13 protein-coding genes are annotated in these 16,798 nt (G+C 71.2%); 5 read left to right on the top strand and 8 right to left on the bottom strand.

Features of this window, described 5'->3' with window-relative positions; genetic code table 11:
• Window positions 1-106: 106 nt before the first annotated feature.
• Window positions 107-1,552, bottom strand: a complete 1,446-nt coding sequence (locus ACFV9D_RS08935; protein WP_385143112.1) for an MFS transporter — start codon at window positions 1,550-1,552, stop codon at window positions 107-109.
• Between the two features lie 101 nt (window positions 1,553-1,653).
• On the opposite strand from ACFV9D_RS08935, the gene ACFV9D_RS08930 reads away from it, so the two are divergent.
• From ACFV9D_RS08930 to ACFV9D_RS08915, 4 genes are all read left to right on the top strand, one after another.
• Entirely contained in the window at window positions 1,654-2,517 is an 864-nt protein-coding gene (locus ACFV9D_RS08930; RefSeq protein WP_385143109.1) for a helix-turn-helix domain-containing protein, read from the top strand.
• A gap of 89 nt (window positions 2,518-2,606) precedes the next feature.
• Entirely contained in the window at window positions 2,607-3,743 is a 1,137-nt protein-coding gene (gene dusB / locus ACFV9D_RS08925) for a tRNA dihydrouridine synthase DusB (RefSeq protein ID WP_385143106.1), read from the top strand.
• A gap of 376 nt (window positions 3,744-4,119) precedes the next feature.
• Entirely contained in the window at window positions 4,120-6,831 is a 2,712-nt protein-coding gene (gene ppdK, locus ACFV9D_RS08920) for a pyruvate, phosphate dikinase (RefSeq protein WP_385143103.1), read from the top strand.
• A 563-nt stretch (window positions 6,832-7,394) separates the two neighbouring features.
• Window positions 7,395-8,438, top strand: coding sequence for an ArsR/SmtB family transcription factor (locus ACFV9D_RS08915; RefSeq protein WP_385143100.1), 1,044 nt, complete (start codon window positions 7,395-7,397; stop codon window positions 8,436-8,438).
• Here the strand turns inward: ACFV9D_RS08915 and ACFV9D_RS08910 are convergent.
• Together ACFV9D_RS08910 and ACFV9D_RS08905 are read right to left on the bottom strand one after the other, a co-directional pair.
• Window positions 8,408-9,568 carry an alkaline phosphatase PhoX gene (locus tag ACFV9D_RS08910; protein ID WP_385143098.1) on the bottom strand — a complete coding sequence of 387 codons (1,161 nt, stop codon included), beginning with the start codon at window positions 9,566-9,568 and terminating at the stop codon, window positions 8,408-8,410. The two genes, ACFV9D_RS08915 and ACFV9D_RS08910, sit on opposite strands and share 31 nt — an antisense overlap.
• A gap of 183 nt (window positions 9,569-9,751) precedes the next feature.
• Window positions 9,752-10,321 carry a hypothetical protein gene (locus ACFV9D_RS08905; RefSeq protein WP_385143095.1) on the bottom strand — a complete coding sequence of 190 codons (570 nt, stop codon included), beginning with the start codon at window positions 10,319-10,321 and terminating at the stop codon, window positions 9,752-9,754.
• Window positions 10,322-10,481: 160 nt separating this feature from the next.
• Here ACFV9D_RS08905 and ACFV9D_RS08900 point away from each other — a divergent pair, with 160 nt between their 5' ends.
• A complete protein-coding gene (locus ACFV9D_RS08900; RefSeq protein WP_385143092.1) occupies window positions 10,482-10,892 on the top strand; it encodes a VOC family protein in 411 nt (136 codons plus the stop codon).
• A gap of 29 nt (window positions 10,893-10,921) precedes the next feature.
• Here the strand turns inward: ACFV9D_RS08900 and ACFV9D_RS08895 are convergent, their stop codons facing one another.
• From ACFV9D_RS08895 to nirB, 5 genes are all read right to left on the bottom strand, one after another.
• Window positions 10,922-11,683 carry an SDR family NAD(P)-dependent oxidoreductase gene (locus ACFV9D_RS08895; protein ID WP_385143089.1) on the bottom strand — a complete coding sequence of 254 codons (762 nt, stop codon included), beginning with the start codon at window positions 11,681-11,683 and terminating at the stop codon, window positions 10,922-10,924.
• Between the two features lie 51 nt (window positions 11,684-11,734).
• A complete protein-coding gene (locus ACFV9D_RS08890; RefSeq protein ID WP_385143086.1) occupies window positions 11,735-13,198 on the bottom strand; it encodes an MFS transporter in 1,464 nt (487 codons plus the stop codon).
• Window positions 13,199-13,277: 79 nt separating this feature from the next.
• On the bottom strand, window positions 13,278-13,862 hold the full coding sequence (locus ACFV9D_RS08885; RefSeq protein ID WP_385143083.1) for a TetR/AcrR family transcriptional regulator: 585 nt from the start codon (window positions 13,860-13,862) through the stop codon (window positions 13,278-13,280).
• Between the two features lie 37 nt (window positions 13,863-13,899).
• Entirely contained in the window at window positions 13,900-14,247 is a 348-nt protein-coding gene (nirD, locus tag ACFV9D_RS08880; protein ID WP_385143080.1) for a nitrite reductase small subunit NirD, read from the bottom strand.
• A gap of 6 nt (window positions 14,248-14,253) precedes the next feature.
• Window positions 14,254-16,797, bottom strand: coding sequence for a nitrite reductase large subunit NirB (gene nirB / locus ACFV9D_RS08875; protein WP_385143077.1), 2,544 nt, complete (start codon window positions 16,795-16,797; stop codon window positions 14,254-14,256).
• Between the last annotated feature and the right edge of the window lies 1 nt (window position 16,798).

The following is a 16,798-nucleotide window of genomic DNA, read 5'->3' as shown; positions in this document are numbered from 1 at the left end:
TGGTGGCCTGGTTTTTTTTAAAACTACCCCGGTCCACCCCCCGCCGGTTCCGCGCGGGGGGCCGGGGCCACCCCCGCCCCCGGGGCCCCCGTGCGTCCGCCGCCGCTCAGCTCACCGCGCGCGGCAGGCGCAGGCTCAGGACCGTGGTCAGGAGCACCGCGGCCAGCTGGACCAGGAGCGTCACGGTCAGCGCGGTGCCCATCGAGCCGGAGGCCGCCAGGGACAGGAAGAGCGAGCCGAGCGTGGCCACGCCCAGGGCCAGCGCCGACTGCTGGGTGGTCACCATGACACCGCTGCCCACGCCCGCCCGGTCCGCCGGGACGTCGGAGAGGACGATCCGGAACAGGACCGGGAGCTGGAGACCCTGGCCGAGACCCGCGACGGCCATGCCCGGCAGGAGGCTCCGGACCGAGAGGTCCGGCCAGGAGCGCCACGCCGTCAGGGCGAGCAGGGTGATCCCGACGGCCTGCAGGAGACCGCCCGCCGTGACGACCCGCGTGCCCCAGCGGCGTACCAGGCGCGGGCCCGCGAGCGAGGCCCCGAAGAAGGCCACGGCCATCGGGACCAGCGCCAGGCCCGAGACCACCGCGCCCATGCCGAGGCCCTGCTGCAGCGCGACCGCGATCACGAACATGAAGCCGCCGAAGCCGATCGAGAACGGCAGCACCAGGGCCAGGCCCCGGCGCAGCGAGACGAGACCCAGCAGGCTCGGCGGCACCAGCGGCGTACGGCCCTGCCGGTCGGCCCGCAGCTCCACCCACCAGAACGCCCCCGCGGCGAACGGGAAGACGCCCAGCGCGATCCAGGTCCACAGCGGCCAGCCGGCGGCCCGCCCCTCCGTGAGAGGGGCGAGGAGCGTGAGCAGCGACAGCCCGAGAAGCAGCGTGCCCGGGACGTCGACCGGCGCCGGGCGCTCCGATCGGGTCTCCGGGACGGTCCGGACCGCGAGCAGCAGCCCGGCCACCGCCACCGGCACGTTGACCAGGAAGATCGCCCGCCAGCCGGTGCCCGCGAGGTCCGCCGCGACGAGCACCCCGCCCAGGATCTGGCCGGCCACCATCGCGAGGCCGGCGGTCGCTCCGTACAGGCTCAGCGCCTTCGCGCGCCGTGCCCCCGTCGTCGAGGAGTGAATGGTGGCCAGCACCTGCGGGAGCATCAGTGCGGCCGAGGCACCCTGTGCCACCCGCGCCCCCACCAGCGTCCAGGCGTCCGGCGCCAGCCCGCACGCCAGCGAGGTCAGGCCGAAGGCGGCCATGCCCGCGAGGAAGAGCCTGCGCCGGCCGAACAGGTCCCCGAGCCGTCCGCCCAGGACGAGCAGCACGGCGTACGAGAGCCCGTACCCGGCGACGACCAGCTCCAGCATGGCCGGTCCGGCCGCCAGGTCGTGGTCGATGGTCGGCAGGGCGACATTGACGATGAAGAAGTCGATCAGCGGCAGCGCGGCGCCGAGGAGCACGGTGAACAGGCCGAGGGAGCCGAGGGCGGGCGTCGCGTGGTCGACGACGACGCCGGACCCTCGGGCGGGGGCGGTGGTGGAGGCTGTAGTACTCACGGCATCGAACATCCACCCTTGCTCAGCCTGGTACCAGAGTCTCTTTATCCTGGTACAAGCACTACCTGGAAACGGGCTGAGCGCCCCGGCACCCTGGGAGCATGACGACCATGGCGGTGGAGAAGACGACGACCGGAACGACCACGGACGTCCGGCGGCATGAACTCGCCGCCTTCCTGCGCAGCCGGCGCGAGCGCATCACCCCCGAGCAGGTGGGCCTGGTCCGCGGCCGGCGCCGCCGTACCCCCGGCCTGCGCCGCGAGGAGGTCGCGCACCTCTCCGCCGTCGGCGTCACCTGGTACACCTGGCTGGAGCAGGCGCGGGACATCCACGTCTCCCCGCAGGTCCTCGACGCCCTCGCCAGGGCCCTGCTGCTCGACCCGACCGAGCGCACCCACCTCTTCGCCCTCGGCGGGGAGGCCGACCCGAACCCCGAGGCGCCCTGTCCGACCGTGACGCCCGCGCTGCGCGCGATGCTCGACCAGCTGGAGCCGGTGCCCGCCTGCATCCAGAACAGCCGGTACGACATCCTCGCGTACAACCGCACGTACGGGAGGCTGCTCTGCGACCTCGACGCCCTGCCGCGCGAGGACCGCAACTGCATCTGGCTGGCCTTCACCAACGACGACTGGCGGGCCGCCGTCGCCGAGCTGCCGGACGTCACGCGTTCGATGGCGGGCAAGTTCCGGGCCTCGATGGCCGAGCACCTCGCCGAGCCCACCTGGAAGGCGCTGCTGCACCGCCTGGAGGCGGCCTCGCCGGAGTTCCGGGAGATCTGGGCGCGCCACGAGGTGGTGGCCCAGGGCGGCCGCACCAAGATCATCCGTAACGCCCAGGTCGGGACCCTGCACCTGGAGCACACCAATCTGTGGCTCGGACCGACCTCCGGGCCGCGGCTCGTGACGTACGTACCGGTGGACGAGGAGTCCCGGGCGGGCCTCGAACGCCTGCTCGCGTGCTGCTGACCCCTTGCCGACCGCTTGCCGAACCCTTGCTGACCTGCGCCGATAGTGAGGCCGGCTAAGGAACCGCGGCGGTGCGCGACAATGGCTGAATGACCGCGTTCTCCCCTCTCGCCATCGGGCCGCACATCGTGCAGCCGCCGGTGGTGCTCGCGCCGATGGCCGGCATCACCAACGCCCCTTTCCGTACCCTCTGCCGTGAGTACAGCGGCGGCAAGGGCCTGTTCGTGAGCGAGATGATCACGACGCGGGCGCTGGTCGAGCGCAACGAGAAGACCATGCAGCTCATCCGCTTCGACGAGAGCGAGAAGCCGCGGTCGATCCAGCTGTACGGCGTCGACCCCGTCACCGTCGGCAAGGCCGTGCGGATGATCGCGGACGAGGACCTGGCCGACCACATCGACCTGAACTTCGGCTGCCCAGTCCCCAAGGTCACCCGCAAGGGCGGCGGCTCGGCCCTCCCGTACAAGCGGCCGCTGCTGCGCGCCATCCTGAACGAGGCCGTGTCGAACGCGGGCGCCCTGCCGGTCACGATGAAGATGCGCAAGGGCATCGACGACGACCACATCACCTTCCTGGACGCGGGCCGGATCGCGGTCGAGGAGGGCGTCACGGCGATCGCCCTGCACGGGCGGACGGCGGCGCAGCACTACGGCGGTACGGCGGACTGGGACGCGATCGCGCGGCTCAAGGAGCACGTGCCGGAGATCCCGGTGCTCGGCAACGGCGACATCTGGTCCGCGGACGACGCGCTGCGGATGATGCGCGAGACCGGCTGCGACGGGGTGGTCGTGGGGCGCGGCTGCCTGGGGCGCCCCTGGCTCTTCGGCGACCTGGTGGCGGGCTTCGAGGGCACGGGCACGTACGCCCAGCCGGGCCTGCGCGAGGTCGCGGAGGCGATGGTGCGGCACGCGCGGCTGCTCGGCGAGTGGCTCGGGGACGAGGCGCGCGGTGTCATCGACTTCCGCAAGCACGTCGCCTGGTACCTGAAGGGCTTCTCGGTCGGTTCCGAGATGCGCAAGAAGCTGGCGATCACCTCGTCCCTGGACGAGCTGAGCGCTCAGTTGAGCGAGCTGGACCTGGACCAGCCGTGGCCGGTGGGCGCGGACGGCCCCCGGGGCCGTACCTCGGGCAACAACCGCGTGGTGCTGCCGGACGGCTGGCTGAAGGACCCGTACGACTGCGCGGGCGTCAGCGAGGAGGCCGAGTTGGATACGTCCGGAGGGTGATCCCGCACGTCCGGATCGTGGGAAACGAGGCGCTTGTACGGAGTGATTCACGCCACCCTTGATAGGGGTAGTGCTCAGATGAGCAGATTTCATGGCGTTGCACTTCTGGAGGGGTGGCACTGGGTGCCACCCCTTCTGTGTTCAAGAGTTGAACGCAGATGCTCAGGAAGGCGCTCATGTGAGCGTGTAGGCTCTGCTTTGAGTCAAGGGGGCTTCGAGCTCTGAAAGCGGAAGCTACTCGTCAGTTACTTTCGATGTGCTGGCGGACGGGTGGTTAAGACCACGTGACCGGTAGGCGTACCTCCCCAGGAGCCTTCGATCTGGGTATGTTCCTCGCCGTCAGGGCAGCCACCGAGTCCTCGAGGAGTCGAGACACGTGTCGGAAAACAAAGATCAGAAGTTCGTGTACGACTTCACCGAGGGCAACAGGGACCTGAAGGACCTGCTCGGTGGCAAGGGTGCGAACCTCGCCGAGATGACCAACCTCGGCCTCCCGGTTCCCCCCGGCTTCACGATCACCACCGAGGCGTGCAAGGTCTACCTCGACAGCGGCTCCGAGCCGGTCGAGCTCCGCGACGAGGTCAGCGCGCACCTCGACGCCCTCGAGCAGAAGATGGGCAAGAAGCTCGGCCAGGCCGACGACCCGCTGCTCGTCTCGGTGCGCTCCGGCGCCAAGTTCTCCATGCCCGGCATGATGGACACCGTCCTGAACATCGGCCTCTCCGACGAGTCCGTGACCGGTCTCGCCACGCAGGCCGGCGACGAGCGCTTCGCCTGGGACTCGTACCGCCGCCTCATCCAGATGTTCGGCAAGACCGTCCTCGGCGTCGACGGCGAGCTCTTCGAGGAGGCCCTCGACGAGGCCAAGGCCGCCAAGAAGGTCACCGTCGACACCGACCTCGACGCCGGCGACCTGAAGAAGCTCGTCAAGGGCTTCAAGAAGATCGTGAAGGCCGAGGCCGGCCGTGACTTCCCGCAGGACCCGCGCGAGCAGATGGACCTCGCCATCGAGGCGGTCTTCAACTCCTGGAACACCGACCGCGCCAAGCTGTACCGCCGCCAGGAGCGCATCCCGCACGACCTCGGCACCGCCGTCAACATCTGCTCCATGGTGTTCGGCAACCTCGGCCCGGACTCCGGCACCGGTGTCGCCTTCACCCGCGACCCCGCCTCCGGCCACCAGGGCGTCTACGGCGACTACCTGCAGAACGCGCAGGGCGAGGACGTCGTCGCCGGTATCCGCAACACCGTGCCGCTGGCCGAGCTGGAGTCGATCGACAAGAAGTCGTACGACCAGCTGATGCAGATCATGGAGACGCTCGAGACCCACTACAAGGATCTCTGCGACATCGAGTTCACCATCGAGCGCGGCCAGCTGTGGATGCTGCAGACCCGCGTCGGCAAGCGCACCGCCGGTGCCGCCTTCCGGATCGCCACCCAGCTCGTGGACCAGGGCCTGATCGACGAGGCCGAGGCGCTCCAGCGCGTCAACGGCGCGCAGCTCGCGCAGCTGATGTTCCCCAAGTTCGACGAGAACGCCAAGGTCGACCAGATCGGCCGCGGTATCGCCGCGTCGCCGGGTGCGGCCGTCGGCAAGGCCGTCTTCGACTCGTACACGGCCGTCAAGTGGTCGCGCTCCGGCGAGAAGGTCATCCTGATCCGCCGTGAGACCAACCCGGACGACCTGGACGGCATGATCGCCTCCGAGGGCATCCTGACCTCGCGCGGCGGCAAGACCTCGCACGCCGCCGTCGTCGCCCGCGGCATGGGCAAGACCTGTGTCTGCGGCGCCGAGGAGCTCGAGGTCGACACCAAGCGCCGCCGGATGACCACCTCCTCGGGTCAGGTCGTCGAGGAGGGCGACATCGTCTCCATCGACGGTTCCACCGGCAAGGTGTACCTCGGTGAGGTACCCGTCGTACCGTCCCCGGTCGTCGAGTACTTCGAGGGCCGGATGCACGCCGGCGCCGACGACGCCGACGAGCTCGTCCAGGCCGTCCACCGGATCATGGCCTACGCCGACCGCGTCCGCCGGCTGCGCGTCCGCGCCAACGCCGACAACGCCGAGGACGCGCTGCGCGCCCGCCGCTTCGGCGCCCAGGGCATCGGCCTGTGCCGCACCGAGCACATGTTCCTCGGCGAGCGCCGCGAGATGGTCGAGAAGCTGATCCTCGCCGACACCGACGAGGAGCGCGAGGAGGCCCTGGAGGCCCTGCTCCCGCAGCAGAAGCAGGACTTCGTCGAGCTCTTCGAGGCCATGGACGGCCTGCCCGTCACGGTCCGGCTGCTCGACCCGCCGCTGCACGAGTTCCTGCCCGACATCACCGAGCTGTCGGTGCGCGTCGCCCTCGCCGAGGCCCGCAAGGACCCGAACGAGAACGACCTGCGCCTGCTCCAGGCCGTGCACCGGCTGCACGAGCAGAACCCGATGCTGGGTCTGCGCGGCGTCCGGCTCGGCCTGGTCATCCCCGGCCTCTTCACCATGCAGGTCCGGGCGATCGCCGAGGCCGCGGCCCAGCGCATCGACGCCAAGGGCGACCCGCGCGCCGAGATCATGATCCCGCTCGTCGGCACCGTCCAGGAGCTGGAGATCGTCCGCGACGAGGCCGAGCAGGTCATCGCCGAGGTCGTGGCGAAGACCGGCGTGGAGCTGAAGCTCGCGCTCGGCACCATGATCGAGCTGCCGCGCGCCGCCGTGACCGCCGGTCAGATCGCCGAGGCCGCGGAGTTCTTCTCCTTCGGCACCAACGACCTTACCCAGACCGTGTGGGGCTTCTCCCGGGACGACGTGGAGGCCAGCTTCTTCACCGCGTACCTGGAGAAGGGCATCTTCGGAGTCTCGCCGTTCGAGACCATCGACAAGGACGGCGTCGGCGCGCTGGTCCGCTCGGCCGTCGAGTCCGGCCGGGCCACCCGCCCGGACATCAAGCTCGGTGTCTGCGGTGAGCACGGCGGCGACCCGGAGTCGGTGCACTTCTTCCACGAGGTCGGTCTCGACTACGTCTCCTGCTCGCCGTTCCGGATCCCGGTGGCGCGTCTGGAGGCCGGCCGCGCGGCCGCCGAGTCGAAGGGCTCCGACAGCCGCTGACCCCTCACCGGGCGCTCGCTGACCGGGCGTTCAGTAGCAAAGACCGCCGGAGCCGCCGTTCGTCCCCGACCCTCAAACCGATGGGCGGCGGCTCCGGTCTGCAAGAGAGACGGGGCGGACACCTTGTGCGGAGGTGTCCGCCCCGTCGTATTTCGTCCGCCCCGGGAGCGCACCGGGATGTTCGCCAAATGTGAGTTCATGTTCAATCGAGGCCGGTTGAATTATTGGCCGTTGAACTTTCGGTTTTGAACTTTCCGCGATTGGTCCCGCAAAGAACGGGACGGGCGCGGCCCCCGGATCCCCACCCGGTGACCGCGCCCATTACCGATGTCGGGCAGGTGAGCCGCAACCCTCGCCGACCGCCGCCGGACGCGTGAAGCCCCCCACGGTCTTCGCCACGCCACCTCGGTCCTGAAGGTTTCCTGCCCGACCCGCACAGCTTTTCGGTTCGCCCCCGTTCGCCGCGATGCTTTTCAAGTGTGGCTGAAACACCCTGGTAACGTCCTGTGATGGCATGCATACTCTTCGACGGGGGTGGTTGCGAGTGCACAGGTGGGGGTTCAATGCTGCGGATTCATTTCACCGCTAACGACTTGGCCGGGGTCCGGATGGCCGCCCGGCCGGACGTTCTGTGGGAAACGATTCTCAGTTTTCACCGTTTAAGGGACCGGCGCGGGCCCGTCGTCTACGGAGAATGGCGCTCGGACACCCGCACACGCCTCAACGGTGAGACCCGGCTGCTCGCGGCGCTGGTTCCCAGTCGCGGTTACTTCCCCGACTTCCTGACCCCGTCCGAGGGCGTCCACGGCCTCGACGAGGGCCTCCAGGCGATCCGCGCGACCTCGCAGGCCCGGCTCCGGCGCGAGCTGGCCCTGCTGGGCGCCGACCGGGCCGGGGGGCGGACGGTGCCCCATTCGCTGCGCGCCCTCGTCGAGGGCGGCGCCGAGCCGTTCAGCCGGCTCATCGGGGCGCTGCGGAGCTATCACCGGGCGGCGATCGAGCCGTACTGGCCCCACATCCGCGCCCGCGTCGAGGCCGACCGGGCGGTGCGCGGCCGGGCCCTGCTCGACGGCGGCGCGGACGAACTCCTCGCCTCGCTGCCGCCGATGCTCCGGTGGCGCGCGCCCGTCCTGGAGGCCGACTATCCCGTCGAGCGCGATCTGTACCTCGACGGCAGGGGCCTGCTGCTCCAGCCCTCGTACTTCTGCCGCGGCACCCCGGTCGTCCTGCGCGACCCCGCGCTGCCGCCGGTGCTCGTCTACCCGACGACGCACTGCGAGGCGCCGACGGTCCGGGAGCCGGGCGGGTCCTCGCTGGCCAAGCTGGTCGGCAACACCCGGTCGGCGGTCCTGCACGCCATCGGCGACGGCGGGACCACCAGCGAACTGGCCCGAAGAGCGGGGGTGTCGCTCGCCTCGGCCAGTCAGCACGCGGGCGTCCTGCGCGAGGCCGGGCTCGTCGCGACCCTGCGGCACGGCAACGCGGTCCTGCACACGCTGACGCCGCTGGGCGCCGCCCTCCTCGGCGGCGCCCAGCGGGTCGCGGGGGCCGGCCCGACGGCCCCGGTGGAGCGTCTCTACGCGCGGAACGGACCCGTCACCTCGTAGGTGATGCCGCCCGAGGAGCTGCCGCTCGTGCCGCGCTGGCTGGAGAAGTACAGCCGCTTGCCGTCGGGGGAGAAGGCCGGTCCGGTGATCTCGGAACCGGACTGGCCGCTGATCCGCAGGAACGGGGCGACGACGTCGTCCGGCGTGATGATGCAGATCTCCATGTTGCCGCCGTCCTCGGCGATGAACAGGTCGCCGGAGGAGGAGCCGGTGACGTTGTCCACGCCGGTCAGCGGGGCGCCACCGCCGGACACCAACGAGTCGTCGTAGGCGAGTTCGTAGGTGTTGTTGGTGAGGTTGAGCTGCCAAAGGCGGTTGTCGCCCTTGGTGGTGAACCAGACGGTGTCGTTGGCGTAGTGGCAGCCCTCGCCGCCGTTGAACTTCTTCGAGCCGGACACCTGGGTGCGGGTCGTCGTCGGCGAACCGTCCGGGTCCGGGACGTTCTGCCAGGTGAACGAGCCGGAGGTGGCGGTTCCGGCCACCAGGACCTGGAGCGTGCCGGAGGAGAGGTTGCCCCAGGTGGTGGGGATGAAGCGGTAGAAGCAGCCGCTGGACTCGTCCTCGGTCAGGTAGATCACCTTGCGGACGGGGTCGGCGGCGGCGGCCTCGTGCTTGAAGCGGCCCATCGCGGACCGACGTACGGCGGCGTTCACGCCGTACGGGTCGGTCTCGTACACGTAGCCGAGGCTGACCTCCTCGCAGGAGAGCCAGGTGTTCCACGGGGTGCTGCCGCCCGCGCAGTTGGTGCGGGTGTTGGACAGGATGCGGTACGCGCCGGTGATGGCACCGGTCGAGTTGAACTTGACCGCGCTCGCGCCGCCGCCGGGGTTGATCTCCGAGTTGGAGACGTAGATCCAGCCCGTCCCGTCGGCGAAGCAGGCGCCGCCGTCGGGGGCGTTGTGCCAGGTGTACGAGGTGCCGGGGACGGTCTGTCCCGACCGGGCGATCACCCGGCTGCTGAATCCGCTCGGCAGCAGGATGCCGTTGGCGTCGGCCGCGCCGAGGGCCCCGTAGGGGCCGGCGCCGGGCTGGGCGGGCGCCGCGTAGGCGGCCCCGCGCATCAGGGTGCCGCCGAAGGCGGCGGCCGACGTGCCGATGACCGCTCCGCGCAGGAAACTGCGTCGCTCCACGTCTCACTCCAGAGGGGTGGTGGTGACCGCCCCGCCGCACCGGTCGGCGGCGGGGTCGCGCGCTTTCGGAACCTAGGAGTACGGAGTTGGTTCGGAGTTGACGGTGCAGCAACAACCGATGAAGGGGAAGCGTCGGTCGGAATGTCGTCGGTCGGAATGTCGGCGGTGCCGCCTGGGTGGCGATCAGCCGGCGGACTCCAGCAGCGTCTTGAGCTCGGCGAGACGCTCGCGCCAGAAGGCCTTGTAGGCGGAGACGGCGTCCGCGTCCGGGAGCTTGGTGTGGCCGAGGCCGATCTGGGTCTTCGCGTCGCCCTTCGGCGTCAGATAGACCTCGATCCGGCTCGTCCCGCCGTCCCAGTCCGCCGTCACCGACTTCCCCGGCCGGTGGGTACGCACCTCCAGCTCACCGTCCGGCAGCCAGCGGCGGCGCACGTCCTCGTCGGCGAAGGCGGCCGTGCAGCGGGCGGCCGGGGCGTTCACCGTCTTGCTCGCGCTCACCTGCCAGCCGCCCGTGGAGGACTGGCCGACCGCGCGCATCCCGCGCTCCTGCTCGTAGCCGACGGTGATCGACTGGGCGTGCCAGCCGCTCACCCCCTCGGCGTCCACCAGATGGCGGGCGATCTCGGTGTGCCCACGATCCCTCGCGCCCCACGCGTCGAGCAGGGCGAACCACGCGGCCCAGCCCTTGCCGGTCGCGCCGGCGAGGGCCTCGTCGGACAGCTTCTCGGTGATCTTCCTGCCTGCGGCGGTCATGTTTCGACGCTAGCGTGAACCCTGGTGAGGCGCCTCGGACGGATCCCGGAAATCGATCGCCGCGAACCGATGAGTTCCGCTCCACCCGGCCGTCTCAACTCCTGAAAGCGCCGACACGAAGCGAACGGCACGGACGAACCGCAGGGAGAGAGTGACCACCATGACTCAGATGATCTTCGTGAACCTGCCCGTGAAGGACCTGGAGACCTCGAAGGCCTTCTGGACCAAGCTCGGGTACTCCTTCAACCCGCAGTTCAGCGACGAGAACACCGGGTGTCTGGTCATCAGCGACACGATCTTCGCGATGCTGCTGACCGAGCCCAAGTTCAAGGAGTTCACCGCGCCCGGCAAGCAGGTCTCCGACGCGACGAAGACGACCGAGGTGCTGATCACGCTGAGCGCCGAGAGCCGCGAGGCCGTCGACGAGCTGGCCGACGGGGCCCTCGCCGCCGGCGGATCGGCGGCGAAGGAACCCATGGACCACGGCTTCATGTACGGGCGCTCCTTCGCGGACCCGGACGGCCACCACTGGGAGGTCTTCTGGATGGACCCGGCGGCCGCCCAGGGCTGAGGCCCCCCGCGGAAGGCGGGAGTCGGGCGTCAGGCGGAGACGCCTCCGTCGATCACCAGGTCGGTGCCGACGACCGAGCCGGCGTCCTCCGAGGCCAGGTACAGCACCGCTGCCGCCACCTCGGAGGCCGCCGAGATGCGGCCGAGCGGTGACTGCTCCTTCATCCGCACCTCCCGCTCGGCCTCGGTCTCGCCGGGCAGCAGCGACATCGTGGACTCCGAGGCGCCCGGGCTGACCGCGTTGATCCGGATCCCGTCGGCGATGTGGTCGCGGGCGGCGGCGCGGGTCAGGGCGGAGACGGCCGCCTTGGAGACCTGGTAGCCGAAGACCCCCGGGATGCGGACGTGCGGGCCGAGGTTGGACGAGATGTTGACGACGGCCCCGCCGCCGTTGGCGCGCATGTGGGCGATCTCGGCCTGGAGCGAGTGCAGGACGCCGGTGACGTTGGTGTCGAGCAGCGCCTGCCAGTCCTCCAGCGGGAAGTCGGCGGCGGAGGCGCCGCCCCGGAAGATCCCGGCGTTGTTCACCGCGACGTCGAGACCGCCGAAGAGCGCGACCGTCCGGTGGACGAGGTGCCGGACGTCCTCGGCCCGGGCCACGTCGGCGGTGACGGCGGCCGCGGTGCCGCCGGCGGCCTCGATCAGGGACACCGTCTCGTCGAGGGTCGCCGCGCTGCGGCCCGAGACGACGACCTTGGCGTCCTCGGCGGCGAAGGCGAGCGCGATGGCCCGGCCGAGGCCGGTGCCGGCGCCGGTGACGAGGACGGTCTTGTTCGTGAAGCGTGCGGACATGGTGGTGACAACTCCTTGTGAGAGAACTGCGGTTCGCTACCGGGTGGTTCGTTACGGGGTACGTGTGGCCAGGGCCGCCGGGGCCGCCAGGGCGGCGAAGCCGACGGCCGTCGCGGCGAGCGACGAGGCGTCGCCGCCGAGCGTGAGCAGGACGGCGAACAGGACGGTCGGGCCGAGCTCCATCGCCGTGTTGAGCACGCCGCCCGCGAGTCCCGCGCGGTGCGGCGGTACGCCGTCGGTGGCCAGGACCGCGGCCCCCGCGAAGGAGGCGGCGGCGCCTGTCGGGAGCAGGACCAGGCCGGGCAGCAGCCCGTAGGCGTACGGAACGGCGGGGTCGAGGCCCGTCGCCGCGAGAAGCGCGAGCCCGGCGGCTCCCGTCGCGAGTCCTGCGGCGGTGACCCGGCCGGGGCCGTACCGCCCGATCAGCGGACCGGTGAGCCGGCCCGTGGCGAGCAGGGCGGCGGCGAAGGGGACGAAGGCGGCCGAGGTGAGCAGAGCGGAGTAGCCGCGCTCCTGCTGGAGGGCGAGCGAGAGCAGGACGAAGACGGTGGCCGTGCCCGCGGCGGTGAGCGCGATCGCGGCGAGGCCGATGCCGCGGCGGTGGTCGCGCAGGAAGTCCGGCGGCAGCAGCGGGTCCGCGGCCCGCCGCTCGACGGCCACGAAGACGGCGAGGAGCACCACCCCGGTGAGCAGCGGGGCCTGGACGGCGGTCGAGCTCCAGGGATGGGCGTCGGTGCGGACGAGACCGTAACTGCCCAGCGTGATACCGGCGGTGGCGAGCAGCGCGCCGGGCAGGTCGAGCGCACGGCCGGGGCCGGGTGGGGTGCGGGGGAGGAGCCGGGGCCCGAGGGCGAGGGCGAGGACGGCCACGGCGACCGGCACGGCGAAGGTCCAGCGCCAGTCGGTGAGGGCGGAGACGACACCGGAGAGCAGATTGCCCGCGGTCGCGCCGAGGACGGAGAGGCCGCCCCAGCTCGCCATCGCCCGGCCGTACGCGGCGGGTTCGGGGAACAGCGCGCGCAGTACCGCCATCGCGGCGGGCGCGACGAGGGCGGCGCCGACGCCTTGCGCGAACCGGGCGGCGAGCAGCGCCTCGTAGCCGGGGGCGAGTGGGGCGAGGGCGGAGGCGGCGCCGAACACGGCGAGGCCGAGGGGGAGGGCGCGGCTGCCGCCGTAGCGGTCGGTGAGCCGCCCGCCGAACAGCAGCAGCCCGGCGAAGGTGAGCCCGTAGGCGGCGCTGAGCAGGATCAACTCGGAGCGGTCGAGAGCGAATTCGGCGGCGATACGGGGCAGGGGCACGGCGATCGACGCGAGCGTGAAGATGAGCGTCACCTGCACGGCCCCGAGCAGCACGAACCCGATGCGCGCCCTGCCTGGGGCCGGACCGGCGGCGTCGCCCAAGGCTGCCTCGCCGATGGGCCCGGCTCCGGGGTCGGCTCGGCCCGTTCCTCTGGCCTGGCCTTCCGGCGCGAGCCCGGACCGGACGGCTTTCCCGCCCGTCGTCCTCTCCGACATGATCCCCCCATTCTGGACCGTACGTTCCAATATCAGGGCCGAAGAAAGGGGCGCCGTAAGGCGCCCTTTCCGTGAGGCCTCAGTCCAGCAGGGACAGTGCCTGTTCCGCCGCGTCGCGGACCCTCGCCGGGTCGCTCGAGGCCTTGCCGACCAGGCGGATGCCCTGCATCAGCACGAGCAGCATCCGGGCCAGCGCCTGCGGATCGCGGTCCGCAGGCAACTCGCCCTGGGCGCGGGCCCGGACCAGCGAGGCGTGCAGCAGGGTCTCGATCTGCTCCCAGCTCAGCTCCACCCGCCGCGCCACCGCCCCGTCGTGCGGGCCCAGTTCGGCCGCGGAGTTGGTGATGAAGCAGCCGGTCAGGCGGACCTCGTCCGTCCCCGCCTCGTCGGCGAAGCGGCGGACCAGGGCCCGGACGGGCGGCAGTGCCGGCCCCGGCGCGGACAGCTCCTCCAGCATCAGCGGGTCGCGCGTCCGGAGGTAGCGGTCCATCGCCTTCATGTACAGGTCGTGCTTGTTGCCGAAGGTGGCGTAGATGCTGGCGCGGCCGATCCCGAGGTGCTCGACGAGGTCCGACATCGTCGTCGCCTCGTAGCCGCGCCGCCAGAACAGCTCGAGCGCTGCCTGCAGTGCGGCTTCCGGATCGAACTCCTTGGTCCTGGCCACGCCCCCACCGTAGATCTATCTGGAACGCACGGTCAAGTTAAACCGCGTGGAGCGCGCCGTCGTGGACCCGGATCGGATACACCGCCACCGACACCTCGTCGTCGTCCAGGCACCGGCCCGTCTCCAGGTCGAAGCGCTGCTTCAGGAGCGGCGAGGCCACGAACGGCCGCCCGTTCGCCGAGCCGAGCAGCCCGCGCGACAGCACCTGCGCCCCGGTGAACGGATCCCGGTTGTCGATCGCGTACGCGCGCCCCGACCGGTCCTTGAACAGCGCCGCCTGCCGGCCGTCCGGCAGCAGCGCGGCCACCCCTCGGCCCGGCGTCAGCCGGGACTCCTCGCAGACCGTCAGCCAGGTTTCGGGAGACGGAGAAAGTTCGAGATTCATCGGGCTTCAGACCCCTTCCAGAGTTCCGATGGTGAGGATGGTCAGGTCCGGCTTGATCTGGTCGCGCTCCGGCACGAACTTCACCGACGGGTCCGGCGCGTCCGGCGCGTTCACGAACGACACGAAGCGGCGCAGCCGGTCCGGGTCGTCCAGGGTCGCGGCCCACTCGTCCTGGTAGTCCGCGACATGGGCCGCCATCAGCGCCTCCAGCTCGTCGCAGAGCCCCAGCGAGTCGTGCACGACCACGTCCCGCAGATGGTCGAGCCCGCCCTCGAGCCGCTCCAGCCAGGTCGACGTGCGCTCCAGGCGGTCGGCGGTACGGATGTAGAACATCAGGAACCGGTCGATCAGCCGCACCAGTTCGGCGTCCGACAGATCCTGGGCGAGCAGGTCCGCGTGGCGCGGGGTCGCGCCGCCGTTGCCGCCCACGTACAGGTTCCAGCCGCTCGCCGTCGCGATGACGCCGAAGTCCTTCGACTGCGCCTCCGCGCACTCGCGCGCACAGCCGGAGACCGCCGACTTGAGCTTGTGCGGGGAGCGCAGGCCCCGGTAGCGCAACTCCAGCTGGATCGCCATCTTCACCGAGTCCTGCACGCCGTAACGGCACCAGGTCTGCCCCACGCAGGACTTCACGGTGCGCAGCGACTTCCCGTACGCGTGCCCCGACTCGAAGCCCGCGTCGACCAGACGCGTCCAGATCGCCGGCAGCTGCTCGACCCGGGCGCCGAACATGTCGATCCGCTGGCCGCCCGTGATCTTGGTGTAGAGCCCGAAGTCCCGGGCCACCTCGCCGATCACGATCAGCTTGTCCGGGGTGATCTCACCGCCCGGGATGCGCGGCACGACCGAGTACGAGCCGTTGCGCTGCAGGTTCGCGAGGAAGTGGTCGTTGGTGTCCTGGAGGGACGCCTGCTCGCCGTCGAGGATGTAGCCGCCCACCCCTATCGTCGGGGCGAGGCTGGCCAGGATCGATCCGACCGTCGGCTTGCAGATCTCGCAGCCCTCGCCGCCCCGCGCCTCGGGCCGCCCGTGCGAGTCCAGCAGCGCGGCGAACGAGGTCAGCCGCAGCGTGCGGGTGATCTCGTACAGCTCACTGCGGGTGTAGGAGAAGCAGGCGCACAGCCCCTTGTCCTCCGGCTCGGGCAGCAGCTGCCCGATGAGCTTCACGCAACTGCCGCAGCCCGTACCGGCCTTGGTGCACTTCTTCACCTCGGGCAGCGTCGAGCACTGGGTGATCGCGTGCTTGGTGACGTTGTGGCACGAGCAGATGACGGCGTCGTCGGGGAGCGAGGACGGGCCCAGCGCGACCGGTGCGCCCGCGCCCGCCGGCAGGACCAGCTGCTCGGGCGAGACCGGCGGAACGGAGCCGGTGAGCGGCCGCAGCATGCCGTACGAATCGGCGTCACCGACCAGGACGCCGCCGAGCAGCACGCCCTCGCCGTCGACCACGAGCTTCTTGTAGACGCCCGAGCGGGAGTCGGAGTAGACGACGTCGAGGCAGCCCTCGGTCGCGCCGTGCGCGTCGCCGAAGGAGGCCACGTCCACACCGAGCAGCTTCAGCTTCGTCGACATGTCGGCACCGGTGAAGGCGCGCACCTCGGCCTCGGAGGCCTCGGAATCCTCGTCGGCGATCGTCGCCGCCGCCGTCAGCGCCATCTCGTAGCCGGGCGCCACCAGGCCGTACACCCGGCCGTCGGAGGCGAGCGCGCACTCGCCGATCGCGTACACGGCGGGGTCGGACGTCCGGCACTGCTCGTCGACCGCGATGCCGCCGCGCTCGCCGACGGTGAGACCGCAGTCGCGCGCCAGCTGGTCCCGGGGCCGTACACCCGCCGAGAACACCACCATGTCCGTGGCCAGTTCGGAGCCGTCCGACAGGCGCATGCCGGTGACCGCGCCGTCCTCGGTCACGACCTCCTGCGTGCCGGTGCCCGTGTGGACGCTCAGCCCCATCTGCTCGATCGTGCGCAGCAGCGCCGCGCCACCGCCCTCGTCGACCTGCACCGGCATCAGCCGGGGCGCGAACTCCACGATGTGCGTGTCGAGCCCGAGCCCCTTGAGCGCGCCCGCCGCCTCCAGACCGAGCAGGCCGCCGCCGACGACCGCGCCGGTCGTCGACGTCTTCGCGTACTCCTCGATCGCGAGCAGGTCCTCGATCGTCCGGTACACGAAACAGCCGCGTGCGTCCTTGCCGGGGACGGGGGGCACGAAGGGGTACGAGCCGGTGGCCAGGACCAGCGTGTCGTACGGGAAGGCCTCCCCGGAGCGCGCGGTGACCGTACGGGCCGCGCGGTCGATCGACTCGGCCGGGTCGCCGACGTACAGCTCGATGCCGTGCTTCGCCATGAAGCCGTCCTCGACCATGGACAGGTCGTCGGGGGTCCGGCCCTTGAAGTACGAGGTCAGCTGGACGCGGTCGTAGGCGGGGCGGGGCTCCTCGCAGAGCACGACGACCCGCGCGCGCTCCGTGACGCCCCGGTCCGCGAGCGCCTCCAGGAACCGCTGGCCGACCATGCCGTGGCCGACCAGGACGATGGTGGGGGTGTGCATC

This window comes from Streptomyces sp. NPDC059875 (genome assembly GCF_042731085.1).
In the GTDB taxonomy this organism is placed as follows: domain Bacteria; phylum Actinomycetota; class Actinomycetes; order Streptomycetales; family Streptomycetaceae; genus Streptomyces.
The sequence above is the reverse complement of the archived record's forward strand: the minus strand, read 5'-3'. Positions and strand labels throughout refer to the sequence as shown.